Origin of the sequence: Plantimonas leprariae, assembly GCF_008802405.1 — a bacterium.
Lineage (GTDB): Bacteria > Pseudomonadota > Alphaproteobacteria > Rhizobiales > Rhizobiaceae > Plantimonas > Plantimonas leprariae.
Genome location: NZ_VZDO01000001.1, coordinates 84,461 through 100,136, shown reverse-complemented (window position 1 = coordinate 100,136; position 15,676 = coordinate 84,461). Strand labels below are relative to the sequence as shown.

Annotated in this window: 7 protein-coding genes; 1 reads left to right on the top strand and 6 read right to left on the bottom strand. The window is 69.2% G+C overall.

Annotation, left to right across the window (positions count from 1 at the left end; genetic code table 11):
* Positions 1 to 7: 7 nt before the first annotated feature.
* The 5 genes from F6X38_RS00390 to pgi form a co-directional block, all read right to left on the bottom strand.
* Positions 8 to 1,636, bottom strand: coding sequence for an alpha-D-glucose phosphate-specific phosphoglucomutase (locus F6X38_RS00390; protein ID WP_150967561.1), 1,629 nt, complete (start codon positions 1,634 to 1,636; stop codon positions 8 to 10).
* On the bottom strand, positions 1,633 to 3,096 hold the full coding sequence (gene glgA / locus F6X38_RS00385; RefSeq protein WP_150967560.1) for a glycogen synthase GlgA: 1,464 nt from the start codon (positions 3,094 to 3,096) through the stop codon (positions 1,633 to 1,635). Before glgA ends, F6X38_RS00390 begins: the two co-directional genes overlap by 4 nt.
* Positions 3,093 to 4,361, bottom strand: a complete 1,269-nt coding sequence (gene glgC / locus F6X38_RS00380) for a glucose-1-phosphate adenylyltransferase (protein WP_150967559.1) — start codon at positions 4,359 to 4,361, stop codon at positions 3,093 to 3,095. The genes glgA and glgC overlap by 4 nt, the downstream gene beginning before the upstream one ends.
* A gap of 173 nt (positions 4,362 to 4,534) precedes the next feature.
* Positions 4,535 to 7,054, bottom strand: a complete 2,520-nt coding sequence (locus F6X38_RS00375) for a glycogen/starch/alpha-glucan phosphorylase (RefSeq protein ID WP_150967558.1) — start codon at positions 7,052 to 7,054, stop codon at positions 4,535 to 4,537.
* Between the two features lie 5 nt (positions 7,055 to 7,059).
* Positions 7,060 to 8,700, bottom strand: coding sequence for a glucose-6-phosphate isomerase (gene pgi / locus F6X38_RS00370; RefSeq protein WP_150967557.1), 1,641 nt, complete (start codon positions 8,698 to 8,700; stop codon positions 7,060 to 7,062).
* A 288-nt stretch (positions 8,701 to 8,988) separates the two neighbouring features.
* Between pgi and F6X38_RS00365 the strand changes: the two genes are divergently transcribed.
* Positions 8,989 to 9,297, top strand: a complete 309-nt coding sequence (locus F6X38_RS00365) for a hypothetical protein (protein WP_150967556.1) — start codon at positions 8,989 to 8,991, stop codon at positions 9,295 to 9,297.
* A 124-nt stretch (positions 9,298 to 9,421) separates the two neighbouring features.
* Here the strand turns inward: F6X38_RS00365 and F6X38_RS00360 are convergent, their stop codons facing one another.
* Entirely contained in the window at positions 9,422 to 15,676 is a 6,255-nt protein-coding gene (locus F6X38_RS00360; protein WP_210248872.1) for a translocation/assembly module TamB domain-containing protein, read from the bottom strand.

The following is a 15,676-nucleotide window of genomic DNA, read 5'->3' as shown; positions in this document are numbered from 1 at the left end:
GCGCCGGTCAGGTGATGACGTCCGGCTCGTTCCGCCCCGTCCAGCGGCGGATCTCGCCGACCGCCTCCGCCGTCTCGATGAGTTCCTTCAACGCTTCCGCGGGCGCCTGGCCGTGCTTGGCCGGGTCCGCTTGGTAGGCCTCGATATAGACGCGCAAGGTCGCGCCCTTCGTGCCGGTGCCGGACAGGCGGAACACGATGCGCGAGCCGCCGGAGAAGACGATCCGCACGCCCTGGCCGGTCGAGATCGAGCCGTCCACCGGGTCCTTGTAGGAGAAGTCGTCGGCTTCCGAGACGACGAGCGTGCCGAAGCGCTGGCCGCTCATCGAGGCGAGACGGTCGCGGAGCGAATCCATCAGCGCGTTCGCGCCCTTGGCGTCGACCTCCTCGTAGTCGTGGCGCTGGTAGTAGTTCCGCCCGAACTCGCGCCAGTGCGCTTCGAGGATGTCCTTGACGCTTTTCTTCGTCGCCGCCAGCACGTTCAGCCAGAGGAGCACCGCCCAGACGCCGTCCTTTTCGCGCACGTGGTTGGAGCCGGTGCCGGCGCTTTCCTCGCCGCAGATCGTCACGCGGCCGGCATCGAGGAGGTTGCCGAAGAACTTCCAGCCCGTCGGCGTCTCGTAAATGCCGATGCCCCGTTTGTGCGCCACGCGGTCCGCCGCCTGGCTGGTCGGCATGGAGCGCGCGATGCCGGCGATGCCGCCGGAATAGCCCGGCGCGAGATGGGCGTTGGCGGCGAGAACGGCGAGCGAGTCGGACGGCGAGACGACGATGCCGCGCCCGACGATGAGGTTGCGGTCGCCGTCGCCGTCGGAGGCCGCGCCGAAGTCCGGCCCGTCCGGCGCCATCAGGTGGTCGATGAGGTCCTTGGCGTAGACGGCATTCGGGTCCGGGTGGCCGCCGCCGAAATCGGGCAGCGGCGTGCCGTTGACGACGGTGCCGGCCGGCGCGCCGAGATCGCCCTCGAAGATCGCCTTCGCGTAGGGGCCGGTCACGGCATGCATCGCGTCGAAGCGCATGCGGAAACCGCCCGCGATCATCGCCCGGATGCCTGCGAAATCGAACAGCTCGCGCATCAGGGCGGCGTAGTCGGCAACCGGGTCCACGACTTCCACCACGAGGTCGCCGAGCCGGTGCTCGCCGATCCGCGAGATGTCCGGCGCTTCCTCCGAGACGATCCGGTACTCGCGGATCTCCTTCGTCCGCGCGAAGGTCGCCTCGGTGATCTTCTCCGGCGCGGGGCCGCCGTTGGCGATGTTGTACTTGATGCCGAAGTCGCCGTCCGGGCCGCCCGGATTGTGGCTGGCCGAGAGCACGATGCCGCCGGACGCCTTGCGCTTGCGAATGAGGTTCGAGGCGGCGGGGGTCGAGAGGATGCCGTCCTGCCCGACGATGACGCGGGCATAGCCGTTGGCGGCCGCCATGCGGATCGCGATCGCCACCACCTCGCGGTTGAAGAAGCGCCCGTCGCCGCCGATCACGAGAACGGCGCTTTCCGGACGCTCCACCACGTCGAACAGCGCCTGGACGAAGTTCTGGACGTAGTTCGGCTGCTGGAAGTGCGGCACCTTCTTGCGCAGGCCCGACGTGCCGGGCTTCTGGTCGTCGTAGGGGCTCGTTGCGACGGTCTCGATCATTGCGGCGGTTCTCCCTCGATGAGCCCGCGATAGAGCTCGACGTAGCGGGCGGCGCTCGCCGTCCAGCTCACGTCGGTGGCCATGCCGCGTTTCTGCATGCTTTGCCAGAGCGCCGGCTGGCGGTAGAGGTCGCGCGTCCGGACCACCGCGTCGTGCAGCGACTTCGCCGTGACCGGGGCGAAGATCGTGCCGGTCGCGACGTTCGACTGCACGGCGGCATAGTTGGCGTTGATAACCGTGTCGGCGAGGCCGCCGACTCTGGAGACGACCGGCACGCAGCCGTATCTGAGGCCGCAGAGTTGCGTCAGGCCACAGGGCTCGAACCGCGACGGGATGATGATCGCGTCGGCGCCGGCCTGGATGCGGTGGGCCAGCGCCTCGTCGTAGCCGATCTTGACGCCGATACGGTCCGGGTGGCGGGCATGGGCCGCGTGGAACGCGCCCTCGATCATCCGGTCGCCGGAGCCGAAGATCGCCAGCCTGACGCCGCTGGAGACGATCTCGTCCGCCGCTTCCGCCAGGAGGTCCATGCCCTTCTGCCAGGTGAGGCGGCTGATGACGCAGAACACCGGGTCGTCGTTGTGCGCCAGCCCGAACTCGGCCTCCAAAGCGCGCTTGTTCCTGGCCCGCGCCTTCAGCGTCTTCACCGAATAGGTCTGCGGCAGCGCCGCGTCGGTCGCCGGATCCCAGGCGTCGGTGTCGATGCCGTTGACGATGCCGACCAGCCGGTTGCCGCGCCCGGCAAGCAAGCCGTCGAGGCCCATGCCGCCTTCGGGCGTCAGTATCTCCTCGGCATAGGTCGGCGAGACGGTGGTGACGACGTCGGCGGCGTGGAGGCCGCCTTTCAGGTAGCCGACCGAGCCGTAGTACTCGACGCCTTCCAACGACCAGGCCGAGCGCGGCAAGCCGAGTTTCGCGAAGATGTCCGGCGCGAAGGCGCCCTGGAAGGCGAGGTTGTGGATGGTGACGACCGAGCGCACGCCCTTTGTGCCGTTGAAGGCGAGGTAGACGGGGGCCAGCGCCGCCTGCCAGTCGTGCGCGTGGAGGATGTCCGGCTGGAAGCCCGCGATCGCGCCGCCGGCGATCTCCGCCGCGGCCTTCGAGAGCGCCGCGAAGCGCGCCCAGTTGTCGGCGTGGTCCTGCCCCGTCTCGGTGATGTAGGGGCCGCCCGGCCGGTCGAAGAGATGCGGGGCGTCGAGGAGGAGGAGGTCGAGGTCGGCGTAGCGGACGGTGAGAACGCGCGCGTTCCCGCCGAAAAGATCGGGCAGGTCGAGGATCGGCTCCGGCGTCGAGCCGTTGGTGAGCTTGGCCATCACCGTCGGATAGGCCGGCAGGAGACTCCGCACCCGAAGCCCCAGGTCTTCCAGGGCGAGCGGCAGCGCGCCCGCGACGTCCGCGAGGCCGCCGGTCTTGATCAGAGGGTAGATCTCCGAGGCGACCGACAGGACGACCGGGTTCATCGATAGGTGAGCCTGTCGATCATCGGCTTGGTGACGAGGCAGACGCCGCTCGACGTGCGGCGGAAGCGCTGCGCGTCGAGATCCGGATCCTCCCCGATGACGAGGCCGTCCGGGATGTGGACGCCGCGGTCGATCACGACGTTGGAGACGCGCGCGCCGCGGCCGATCTGCGCGTGCGGCAGCACCACGGCATGGTCCAGGGTCGAATAGGAATGGGCGCGCACGCCGGTGAACAGCAGCGAGCGCTTGAGGTAGCCGCCGGAGATGATGCAGTCGCCCGACACCAGCGAGGAGACGGCCGAGCCGCGCCGCCCGTCCTCGTCGTGGACGAACTTCGCCGGTGGGGTGATCTCGCTATAGGTCCAGATCGGCCAGTCGCGGTCGTAGATGTCGAGCGGCGGCACGACGTCGGTGAGGTCGATGTTCGCCTGCCAGTAGGCGTCCACCGTGCCGACGTCGCGCCAGTAGGCGTCGGTCTCCTGCGCCGAGCGCACGCAGGAGCGGTTGAAGGAATGGGCCTGCGCCTTCCCGTGCTTGACGATGTGCGGGATGATGTCCTTGCCGAAGTCGCGGTTCGAGTTCGGGTCCGCCGCGTCGCGCCGGAGCTGGTCCATCAGGAACTTCGTCTCGAAGACGTAGATGCCCATCGAGGCGAGCGCGATGTCCGGCCGCCCCGGCACGGAGGGCGGATCCTTCGGCTTCTCGATGAAGTCGGTGATGAGGCCGGTCTCGTCGACATGCATGACGCCGAAGCCGACGGCCTCCATGCGCGGCACTTCGAGACAGCCCACGGTCACGTCCGCACCCGAATCGACGTGGTGCTGGAGCATGATCTCGTAGTCCATCTTGTAGATGTGGTCGCCCGCGAGGATGATCATGTATCTCGGGGCGTAGTCCTCGATGATATCGGCGTTCTGGTACACCGCGTCGGCCGTGCCGGCATACCACTGGTCCTCTGACACGCGCTGCGAGGCGGGGAGCACGTCGAAGCTCTCGTTGCGCTCGGGGCGCAGGAAGTTCCAGCCGCGCTGCAGGTGGCGGATCAGCGAGTGCGCCTTGTACTGCGTCGCGACGCCGATGCGGCGGATGCCCGAGTTCAGGGCGTTGGAGAGCGCGAAGTCGATGATGCGCGTCTTGCCGCCGAAATACACCGCCGGCTTGGCGCGGGTATCCGTCATTTCCATCAGGCGGCTGCCGCGACCGCCCGCGAGCACATAGGCCATCGTGTCGCGCGAGATCGGCGCGTGGCGCTTGCGGTCCGTCATACTTCAGCTTCCTCCCGAAACCCGGCACGGTCGTGTCGTTGCCGTCGACGCTCTCCCGCGCCGCGGCTTTTCCACGATTCTAGCATCTTCCGCGGTTTCGGGAAGCGGTGGCGGCGGGCCTTCGCCCGGTCTTTTCACCGGAAAGGGCCGCCGCCTCGCCTTGTCTCGAATTCTCAGACGCTGGTCGGCGCGTCCCAGATGTCCTTGGCGTATTCGCGGATCGAGCGGTCGGAGGAGAACCACGCCATCCGGGCGGTGTTGCGCACCGCCTTCGTGCCCCAGGCGTCGCTGTCCTGCCAGAGGGCGTCGAGCCGGCGCTGCGTCTGCCAATAGGCCTCGAAGTCGGCGGCGATCATCCACCAGTCGTTGCCGTAGAGGTTGTCGACGAGGTTGTTGTAGCGGCCGGGCTCGCCGAACACGCCGTGCGAGATCGAGTCCAGCGCACCCTTCAGGATCGGCGAGGCATCGATGATCTCGCGCCCCGACTGGCCCTCGGCCCGCCGCGCCGCGACCTCCGCGGCGGTGAGGCCGAAGATGAAGATGTTGTCCTCGCCGATGTGCTCCAGCATCTCGACGTTCGCGCCGTCGAGCGTGCCGATCGTCAGCGCGCCGTTCAGGGCGAACTTCATGTTGCCGGTGCCGGACGCTTCGAGGCCCGCGGTGGAGATCTGTTCGGAGAGGTCCGCCGCCGGCATGATCAGCTCGGCGAGGCTGACGTTGTAGTTCGGCAGGAACACGACCTTCAGGAGGTTCTGCACCGACGGATCGGCGTTGATGACCCGCGCCACGTCGTTGGCGAGGTGGATGATCTGCTTGGCGTTGGCGTAGGAGGGCGCCGCCTTGCCGGCGAAGATCTTGACGCGCGGCTGCCACGCGATCTCGGGATGCGAGCGGATCTGGTCGTAGAGCGCGACGGTCTCGACGAGGTTCAGGAACTGGCGCTTGTATTCGTGGATGCGCTTCACCTGTACGTCGAACATCGCGGTCGGATCGACGGTGATCGCGAGCCGTTCCTCGATCGTCTTGGCGAGCCGCTGCTTGTTGGCGAGCTTCACCGCCATGAACTTCTCGCGGAAGCCCGCGTCGTCGGCGAGCTTGTCGATGCCGCTGATCTTGGTGATGTCGTCCTTGAAGCCGGGGCCGATCGCCTCCGTCACGAGGTCGGTGAGGCCGGGATTGCATTCGAGCAGCCAGCGCCGCGGCGTCACGCCGTTGGTCTTGTTCTGGATGCGCTCGGGATAGAGCTCGTGGAACTGGTTGAAGACGGTCTTCTTCATCAGTTCGGTGTGCAGCGCCGAGACGCCGTTGATCGCGTGGGAGCCGACGAAGGCCAGCGAGCCCATGCGCACGCGGCGGCCCGAGCCCTCGTCGATCAGCGAGATCGCCGAGACCTTCGCCCCGTCGAGGCCCTTTTGCGTCGCCTCGCGGATGATCTGCGCGTTGATCGCGTAGATGATCTGCATCTGGCGCGGCAGGAGGCGCTCGAAGAGGTTCACCGGCCAAGTCTCCAGCGCTTCCGGCAGAAGGGTGTGGTTGGTGTAGGAGAAGACGCGCTTGGTGATGTCCCAGCTCTCGTCCCAGCCGAGGCCGTGGACGTCGACGAGGAGCCGCATCATCTCGGCCACCGAGACGGCAGGATGCGTGTCGTTGAGCTGGATCGACACCTTGTCCGGCAGGGTCGAGAGGTCGCCGCCGTTCCGCTTCAGGTGGTGGCGGATGATGTCCTGCAGCGAGGCGGAGGAGAAGAAGAATTCCTGCCTGAGGCGCAGTTCCTGGCCCGCCAGATGCGAATCGGCCGGGTAGAGCACCTGCGTGATCGACTGGGCGCGGTTGGCTTCGAGCAGCGCGCCGATATGGTCGCCCGAGTTGAAAGCGTCGAGCAGGATCGGGTCGAGCGCCTGCGCGCTCCACAGGCGCAGCGTGTTGACGCGCGTGCCCTTCCAGCCGACCACCGGCGTGTCGTAGGCGACGGCGAGGATGCGCTCGGCCGGGCGCCAGACCTGGCGCGGCGGCTTGCCGGCTTCCTCGATCGTCGTGACCTTGCCGCCGAACCCGATCTCGAAGGAGCGCTCGCGGCGCTCGAACTCCCACGGATTGCCGTGCGCCAGCCAGTTCTCCGGCAGTTCCACCTGCTCGCCGCCGACGATCTCCTGCCGGAAGAAGCCGTGGACGTAGCGGATGCCGTAGCCGAAGCCCTGGATGCCGACGGAGGCCATCGATTCGGCGAAGCAGGCGGCGAGGCGCCCGAGGCCGCCGTTGCCGAGCGCCGCGTCCGGCTCCAGCGTCTCCAGGAGGTCGATGTCGACGTCGTAGGCCGAGAGCGCGTCGCGCACCGCCTCCGACAGGCCGAGATTGATGATCGCGTCGCGCAAGAGGCGGCCGATCAGGAACTCCATCGACAGGTAGCAGACGCGCTTCGCGCCGCTCTGCACGTTGCGGGAATTGGAGGCGAGCCAATGGTCGACGATGCGGTCGCGCACCGCCAGCGTCACCGCCTCCAGCCAGTCGTGGCGGCGGGCGGTCGCGGGGTCCTTGCCGATGGCGTAGGTCAGCTTCTCGGCGATTTCCTTGGCGAGCGAGGCGGAATCGTTGCGGCGCGGGGTCGGCTTCGGCGCCGCCACCGCGACGTCGCCGGCATCCTCCGGCGCGGCCGTCTCGCTGTTGCGGCGGCTCTTCTCGGCGGCGGAACTCATGGCCCTCAGCTCCTCATCTGGCGGATCGCCTCCACCAGCCCGGCGGTGGATCCGTCGTGGCCGCTGGAATCGGTTTCCCCGGTCACGACCGGCAGGAGGCTCGTCGCCAGTTCCTTGCCCAGCTCGACGCCCCACTGGTCGAAGGAATTGATCCCGAACAGGGCGCCTTCGACGAAGACGCGGTGTTCGTAGAGGGCGACGAGCCGTCCGAACGTGAACGGATCCAGCAACTTGTACACGATGGTTATGGACGGTCTGTTACCGGCGAATTCGCGGTGCGGCGCTATTCTTGTCGCTTCCGCAGCGTCGGCTCCCTTGTCCAAGAGCTGCTGCTTCGCTTCCGCGATGGTGCGGCCGCGCATCAGCGCCTCGGACTGGGCGAGGCAGTTGGCGAGGAGCAGGTCCTGGTGGACCTTCAGCTCCGGCTCGTGGCTGTTCGCGCCGACCATGAACTCGCACGGAATGACGTCGGTGCCCTGGTGGAGGAGCTGGTAGAAGGCGTGCTGGCCGTTGGTGCCGGGCTCGCCCCAGACGAGCGGACCCGTGACGGTGCGCGTCGGCTCGCCGTCGAGGCCGACATGCTTGCCGTTCGATTCCATGTCGAGCTGCTGCAGATAGGCCGGCAGGCGAAGCAGCCGCTGGTCGTAGGGCAGGATCGCGCGGGCGGGATAGCCCTGCGCGACGCGGTGCCACCAGCCGACCAGGCCGAGGATCATCGGCAGGTTCTCGGCCGCCGGGGCGGAGCGGAAGTGCCGGTCCATCGCCCGCGCGCCTTCGAGAAAAGCGCGAAAGTTCTTCGGCCCGATGGCGATCATCACCGGCAGCCCGATCGCCGACCAGACCGAGTAGCGCCCGCCGACCCAGTCGCGGAAGCCGAAGACGCGGGTCTCGTCGATGCCGAAGGCGGCGACCTTGTCGAGCGCGGTGGAGACGGCGGCGAAATGCTGGCCCACCGCCTCGTCCCCGAGCGCCCTGGCGACGAAATCCTTCGCGGTTTGAGCGTTGGTCATCGTCTCGATCGTGGTGAAGGTCTTCGAGGCGACGATGAACAGGCTCGTTTCGGGATCGAGCAGCTTGATCGTGTCGGCGATGTGCGCCCCGTCGACGTTCGAGACGAAATGCGCCCGCGGCCCATCGTGATAGGGGGCGAGCGCCAGCGTCGCCATGGCGGGGCCGAGATCGGAGCCGCCGATGCCGATGTTGACGACGTCGGTGATTCGCTTGCCGGTGGAGCCCTTGATCTCGCCGGAGCGGATGCCGTCGGCGAAGGCGCTCATGCGCGCGAGCACTTCCTCGACCTCCTGGCCGACCGGCTTGCCCGCGGCCTCGAAGCCGTCCTCGACATGGCCGCGCAGCGCGACGTGAAGCACCGAGCGGTTCTCGGTCGAGTTGATCGGCGCGCCGGAGAACATCGCGTCGCGTTTGTCGGCGACGCCGGCCCGGCCGGCCAGTTCCACCAGCGCGTCGAGATCGTCCTTGCCGAGCGCGCATTTCGACACGTCGAGCAGCATGTCCTCAAAGCGGAAGCGGAACGCCTCGAAGCGTGCCGGGTCGGCGGCGAAACGCTCGCGGATGCCTTCCGCTCTCGCCGCCGCGCCGCGCTGGCGCAGCGCCATGAAGCCATCGTTCTGGGCTGTCTCGCTCATGGCGTTCCTCGATCCGGTTCGAACCGTTTCCGAGCGGGACTTATCATCCGCGCGAGGATGGTCGATAGGCGGAGGGTTAATTTCATCTCCCCGTCGCAGTTCGGCGGCCGAGACGGCCGGAACCGGTCGCCGCGGCGCCGGCGCGGCCGGACGCAGGTATTCCCCCTGTCGGAACGGAAACGCCATTCGACTGTTTCAGCACCGTCACGCCCGCAGCGAGGGCCATCGGAGCAACTCGGTCCGTCCCGACAAAGGCGGATTAATGGGCACTAGTTAAGGATTACCATCATGAAGAAGACCATTCTGGCCGCCGCCATCGCCCTCTTCGCGGTTTCGCCCGCCTTCGCGCAGGCGACTTCCGCGACGCTTCCGGAAGCCAGCGGGTCGATGGCGGCCGGCACCGACTACACGATCGTGACGCGCCGTTCGGAGGCCTCGAAGGCCGCCAATACCAAGACCGACCCGATGTCGATCCAGAACACGATCGCGGCGAACCCGGGTCTCGCCGACAAGCTCGCGGCGCAGAACGTGCCGGTCGACTCGATCGACTCGATCACCGTGAAGCCGAACCGCGAAGTGACGATCTACGTCAAGTAAGCTTCGCGCGACGACGTGTGCGAAGGGCGTGGCGCCTGCGGGTGCCGCGCCCTTTTCGTTTGCACTGATAAGGCTGTCCGGAAAGTCTCCCGGGCCGATCCGGCGGGACTTTCCACACAGCCTCCTAGTACTCGTTCTCGTAGAAGATGCCGACCTCGCCGCCGCCTTGGCCAGTCACCGAACCGCGCGCCTTCAAGCCCTTCGCGATGTCGATGTTGACCGAGGCGCGCCCGGTGGAGTCGACGCCGAGATAGGTGCGGTCGTTCAGATACTTGCCGACGCCAACCGCCGTCTGGCCGTCCGCCGTGGTGCGGATGTCGATGTCGTCGACGCCGATCTGCGAGCGTAAGGATTCCAACAGGCCGGTCGAGCCGCCGACGCCCGCGAGCTGCGCGGCGGCCTCGGCGAGCTGCGCGATCTGGAGCGGCGAGAGGTTCGTCGTGCCCTGGTTGAAGATCAGGCGGGCCAACACCTCGTCCTGCGGCAGGGCGGGGGAGGACGAGAAGTTGAAGCTCGGATCGTTAGCCGGCCCGGTCACCGCGATGTTGATCGTGGCATCGCCCGATTGCGAGGTCGCGAGGAAGTCGAGGAGGGGCAGGAGGTCGCCGGTGAAGGCGAGGCGGCCGCGCTGGAAGTCGAGCCGCTTGTTGAGGACCACCAGCCGGCCGCGCTGGAGATCGAAGCCGCCGGTGATCTCGGGCGATGCCGCCGATCCCTGGATGCGCAGGGAACCGCCGAGCTGCGCGTCGAGGCCGCGGCCGCGCACGAAGATGCGGCTCGGCGCATTCAAGGTCAGGTCGAGGTTGATGCCGCCGCCCCCGCCGCTCTTCTGCGGCGGAAAGAGCTGGCGCTGCTGGCGGATGACGCGTGCCGGCGCGTTGCGGCGCTTGACGTCGATCCGCGCCAGCGAGGACGGGAAGGACGACGGCACGAGGATGTTCAATTCGGCGACGTTGATCGTGCCGGCAAGAAGCGGCGTCGCGGTCAACTGTCCGGTGATCGTCAGGGCCGCGGAAAGCGTCGTCGCGACGAGCTGTCCATCGGCGTAACGCGCATTGTTCGCCCGGATCTGGATATTCGCCGGGAAGCCACCCGTCAGCCCGACCGTGCCGCTGGCCGAGATCGAACCGCCGGCCGCGAGATTGCCGCTGAAATTGGCGATCGTTGCCGTCTGGCCGTTGAGCTCGATCCGGGCGTTGATGCCGCGGAGCGCGACGTTGAAGCCCGTATCGGTGAAGGTCGCGCCGGAAGTCGAGATCGTGCCGGTGACGTTGGGCGCCGCCGCGGTGCCGGACGCCGCGACGTCGATCCGCACCGTCCCCTGCGCCGCGCGCCCGCCTTCCGCCAGGATGCGGTTGGCAAGGGAGAGCGGCGCAGTGCCGTTGGCGCGCACGTCGAAGCGTGGGCTTCCGGCGACGTTCACCGTGCCGTTCGCGGTGAAGGCGAGCCCGCCGCCGGTGAGGTTCGTGTCGAACCGGAGGTTCCGGTTCTCGAACGCACCGTTCGCGCGGATGCCGAGGGCGGCAACGCCAGCGTCGCGGGTCTGTTTCACCGAGAAGCCGGTGAGGTTCAGGTCGAAGGTGGCGGCGGGGTTCGATGCCGCCCCCGTCGCCCGCGCCGTGCCGTTCAGGGTGCCGGTCGGGTCGATGCCGCTCGCGGCGGCCGAAGCCAGCGAGGCGGGCAGGTTGCGGATCGCGACGTTCAAGTCGAGCTGCTGCCCGGCACGCCCGGTCACCTCGACCGCGCCGCTGCCGACCGTGACCCGCGCCGTGCGGATCGCGACGGTCCGGTTCTCGTAGGTGCCGCTCGCCACTGCGTCGAGCGCCGGGGTGCGGGCGGCGCGGGTCTGCGTCGTCGAGACGTCGTCGGCGCGGATGTCGAACGTGGCGGTCGGGTTGGCGATCGGCCCGTCCGCCGAGGCTTTGCCGGAGACGGTGCCGCGCGCGCCGAGGCCGGGCACGAAGCCGTTGGCGAGCGCGACGGGAAGGCGCGTCAGCGTCACGTCGACGTCGAGGTTCTGGCCGACCTTGCCGGTGGCGATCACCGAGCCGTCGCCGACCGTGATCCGCGCCGTGCCGATCTCGGCATTCCCTCCAGCATAGCGGCCCGAAAGGTCGAGCTCCAGCGGCGCGACGCCGGCCGCGCGGATGTCGGCCGCGGTGATCTGCCGGCCCTCGATCTCGAAGGTCGCCTGCGGGTCGGCAACCGAGCCCGTCGCTTCGGCGCTGCCCGAGATCGTGCCGGACGCGCGGAGGTTCGGCACGAAGCCGTTCGCCAGCGCGACCGGCAGGTCGTCCAGCGCGACGTTGAGGTTCAACTGCTGCCCGACCGTGCCGCTGGCGGTGATCGACCCGTCGCCGATGTCGATGCGGCCAGAATCGATCGTCGCGGTGCCGCCAGCGTAGCGGCCGGCAAGGTCCAGTTCCACAGGCCGGATGTTCGCGGCCTTGAGCTGATTGGCGGTGAGGCCGTCGCCGGACAGGCGGAAGTTCACGCTCGGATTCGCGGTCGAGCCGGTGGCGGTCGCCTGGCCGGAGATCGTGCCGGCCGCGCCGAGACCGGCCGAGAAACCGTTGGCGAGGCCGACAGGCAGCCGGTCGATGTCGACCTTCAGGTTCAGGTTGTGGCCGACCGTGCCGGTGGCGTTCAGCGAGCCGTCGCCGACCTGCACCCGGCCACGCTCGATCGTGGCGGTCATGGCCGCGACGCGGCCCGCGACGTCGAGCGACAGCGGCTTGATGCCGGAAGCCGCGATCCGCTCGGCGGTGATCCCCGAACCGGTGAGATTGAAGGCGGCGTTCGGATCGGCGAGCGTGCCGGTCGCGGTGGCGGCGCCGGAAATCGTGCCGGTGGCCCCGAGGCCCGGCACGAAACCGTTCGCAAGCCCGATAGGCACGTCGGCGAGTTGCACACGGAGGTCCAGCGCCTGGCCCACCCGGCCGCTCGCCTGGATCGCGGCATCGCCGACGTTGACGACGGCCGTCTGGAGGTCGGCCGTGCCTTCGGCATAGGTGCCGTTGACCCGAAGCTGCGCCGGCGGGATGTTGGCCTTGCGCGTGCCCTCCGCCGTGATGCCGTTCCCTGAGATGTCGAAGCGGGCGTTCGGGTTCGCCGCCGAGCCGGTCGCAGTCGCCGTGCCGGAGAGGGTGCCCGTCGCCTTGAGGCCGGGTACGAAGCCGTTGGCGAGCGCGACCGGCACGTCCTGCAGCCGGGCGTTCAGGTTCAGCGTGTCGCCGGCCGTGCCGGACGCTTCCACGAAGGCCGCGCCGATCGTGGCGCGAGCTTGGGCGAGCGTCAGCAACGCGTTCGCGTAGGAGCCGTTGGCGACGAGTTCGATCGGCGGCACGCCGCCCTCGGCGATCTCCTTCGCCGTGATGCCGGTGCCGCGGACATCGAACGTCGCGTTCGGCTGCGACGGCGAGCCGGTGACGCGCGCCGAGCCGGAGATCGTGCCGGCGGCGTTCAATTGGTCGACGAAGCCGTTGGCGAGCGCGACCGGAACGTTCTCCAGCGTCGCGGTGAGATCGAGGAGGTCGCCGCCCGCCCGGCCGCTGGCGCGGATGCGCCCGGTGCCGAGGTTCACGTCGGCGCCAGCCAAGTTCAAGATGCCGCCGGCGAAGTCTCCGTTGGCGTTAGCGGCGATCGGCGGCAGCTTGCCGGCCCGTGTCTGGCTGGTCTCGACTTGCTTCGCTTCGATGCGGAAGCGCGCCTGCGGATCGCTGGCCGCGCCCGAGATCGTCGCCTCGCCGTCGAGGGTGCCGGACGCGGCGAGGTTCGGCACGAACGGGTTCGCGGCCGCGACCGGCACGGCTTCGAGCTTGGCGTCGAGGTTGAGCTGCCCGCCCGCCGTGCCGCCGAGGCGCAGGCGGCCGTTCCCGATCTTCAGCACGGTCGGATCGATCGTGGTGGTGCCGTTCGCGATGCGGATGCGGGACGCCTGTTCCAGCGCGACGGCAGCATCCGGGATCGCGGCGTTCAGCGTCTCCAGCGCGATCGCGGTCTCGGTCGGCCGGATCGTCGCGACGCCGGCAAGCTCCACCGGCACGCCGTTGGCGCGCGCCCTGGCGTCGAGCCGCGTGCCGTCGCCGGCCTGGGACAGGTCGATCGTCAAGCCGTCGACGGCGACGCCGCCGGCTTCGATCGCGTTCGCGCGGATCGTGCCCTTCGGCAGCGGCTTGCCGAGATAGTCGGTCACGGAAAGGTTCAGCGCCGCGCCGGTCAGCGTGTTGCCGGCCGCCGTCAGCTTGTTCGAGCGCAGGTCCACGGTCGCGACCGGGAAGTCGTCGGCGCCGACCGAAAGGTCGATGCGCCCGGCGAGGTCGCCGCTCGCCTGCTGCAGCGCGAGGGCCGCGAGCGGCGCGACATCCGTCACCGCCACGTCGAGCCGGCCGGTCGGCACGGCGGCGGTGGTCAGCGTCAGGTCGCCGGTGACGGCGTTCGGCCCCTGCCGGATGGCAAGGTCGGTGATCCGCCGCTCGCCGGAGGGCAGGGTCGCGAGGTTGGCCGCGCCGGTCAGCGGCGCACCGTCGAGCGTGCCGGAAAGATTGACCGATCCCTTCGGCGTCGCCCCGGTGAAGCTGCCGCGCGCCGCGACCTTGAGGTTGGCAAGCTCGCGGCCGTTGACGCGCAGGCCCTGGCTGTTCAGCGCAAGATCGAGGTCCGGCTGCGCGGTCGGGCCTTTGGCGGTGAGCGCGAAGTCCGCCTTGCCGGAGATCGCGGCGTCGTTCGCGTTGTCGGCGTCGATCGTGCCCTTGACGTTGGCTTCCACCGCGTCGCCCGCGAGCCGCGCCGAGCCGTCGATGTTGAGGCCGGTCGAGCGGACGGCGAGGTCCTGCGCGGCCAGCGCCCCGCTCGCGTCGCGCGAGACGCGGCCGGAAAGGCTGGTGCGGTCGCCGGCGAGCGGCACCGCCGCAGCGGAGAGCGCGAGCGTCTGGAAGTCGCTGGAAAGCGCCAAGTCGAAGGTCGAGAAGTTCAGCGCCGCGGTGCCGGTGATCGCGGCATTCGCCGCGCCGGTCGTGACCGCGCTTCGGTTCAGCGTCAGGCTGTCCGGGCTGAGCGCCCCGTCGGCGGCAATCCGTACGCGCCCCTCGGTGAAGCGTGCCCCGACGCCCTCCGGCATCTCCACCGCGCCGGCATTCGCTTCCAGCGTCAGAGGGCCGGAGACTTTCGTGACGTCGAAGCCGCGCGACGTGACGGCGAGGGTGAGGTCGCGCGCTCCGTACGGGCCGTAGCCGGCCTGCGGCAGCGTGGCGTTGAGGTCGATATCGGCGGCGGACAGCGCGCCGGCGAGCTTCGCTCGCAGCTCCGTGAGGTCGACGCGGGTCCCGGCATCGCCTTCGCCGAGCCGCACCGCGATCGGGCCGCCGTCCGGGCTTGCGAGCGCCACGTCGAGCGCCGTCTGTGGGCCGGCGCGGTCGAACGTGCCGTTCGCGGTGAGGCGCAGCGCCTGGCTCGCCACCTGCGCCTGCTCGATGCCGATGACGCCATCGGGGCGAAGCAGCACGCTCGCGTCGAGATTCGCGCCGCCGCGCACATAGGCCTGATAGGCCGCCGGCGCGAAACGCTCCGCCGCGACGTTGAGCGAGGCGGTGACGCGCCGACCGTCCGGCGCATCGGCGACGCGGGCCGTCAGCATCGCGGCGTTCCCGTTGTCGACGTTCAGCGAGCCGTTCGCCATGAAGTCGCTCAAGGGGCCCGAGCCGTTGACGGTGAGCTGCACCGGCGGCGCGTTCGGGATCTTGAGCAGGGTCGCGACGAGGCCGCCCGCCGGCTCGCCGGCATCCACCTGCACTTGCAGCCGGTTCTCGTTCGGCGCATAGGCGATATTGGCGGTGATGCGGCCCGGCTGGTCGAGCCGGTTGAGGTTCAGCGCCGTTTCCAGCCGCGTCGGATCGGCTTCGAGCACCAGCCGGGCGTCGAGGGAAAGCCGGGCCTGGCGGCCGGCGATCGCCTCGCCGACGACGAATTCCGAGATCGCGAGCTTCTGGACGTTGGCGGTGAGGTTCGGCAGCCCGCCACCGCCGGACGAGGCATCCGCGCCCTGCGAGGGCGGCAGGCTCGGCAGCCGGTCCAGCACGATCTGCCCGGCGGTGAGCGACTGGATCTGGATGTCGGAGCGCACCACGCTGAGCGGCGACCAGTCCATCGCGAGGTCGCGCGCGGTCAGGAAAGGCCCCTGCGGATCGGACACGGTGACGGATCCGATGCGCAGGTTCCCGGTGAGCGCGCCGGACAGCCCGTCGATCTTCACCTTCAGGGAGTCGGTGGAAACGAGGTTTTCGATCTGCCGCGCGACGAATTCCTGCGCCCGCGCCGGTGCGCCGCCGAAGCCTACGAGAACGGCGAGGAGGATCAGGATCGGGCGGAGCGTCTGCATCAT

Coding starts and splice junctions, on each gene's coding strand:
- glgC (WP_150967559.1), bottom strand. CDS start 4,361: ATGACGGACCGCAAGCGCCACGCGCCGATCTCGCGCGACACGATGGCC.
- F6X38_RS00365 (WP_150967556.1), top strand. CDS start 8,989: ATGAAGAAGACCATTCTGGCCGCCGCCATCGCCCTCTTCGCGGTTTCG.
- glgA (WP_150967560.1), bottom strand. CDS start 3,096: ATGAACCCGGTCGTCCTGTCGGTCGCCTCGGAGATCTACCCTCTGATC.
- F6X38_RS00390 (WP_150967561.1), bottom strand. CDS start 1,636: ATGATCGAGACCGTCGCAACGAGCCCCTACGACGACCAGAAGCCCGGC.
- F6X38_RS00360 (WP_210248872.1), bottom strand. CDS start 15,676: ATGATGCAGACGCTCCGCCCGATCCTGATCCTCCTCGCCGTTCTCGTA.
- F6X38_RS00375 (WP_150967558.1), bottom strand. CDS start 7,054: ATGAGTTCCGCCGCCGAGAAGAGCCGCCGCAACAGCGAGACGGCCGCG.
- pgi (WP_150967557.1), bottom strand. CDS start 8,700: ATGAGCGAGACAGCCCAGAACGATGGCTTCATGGCGCTGCGCCAGCGC.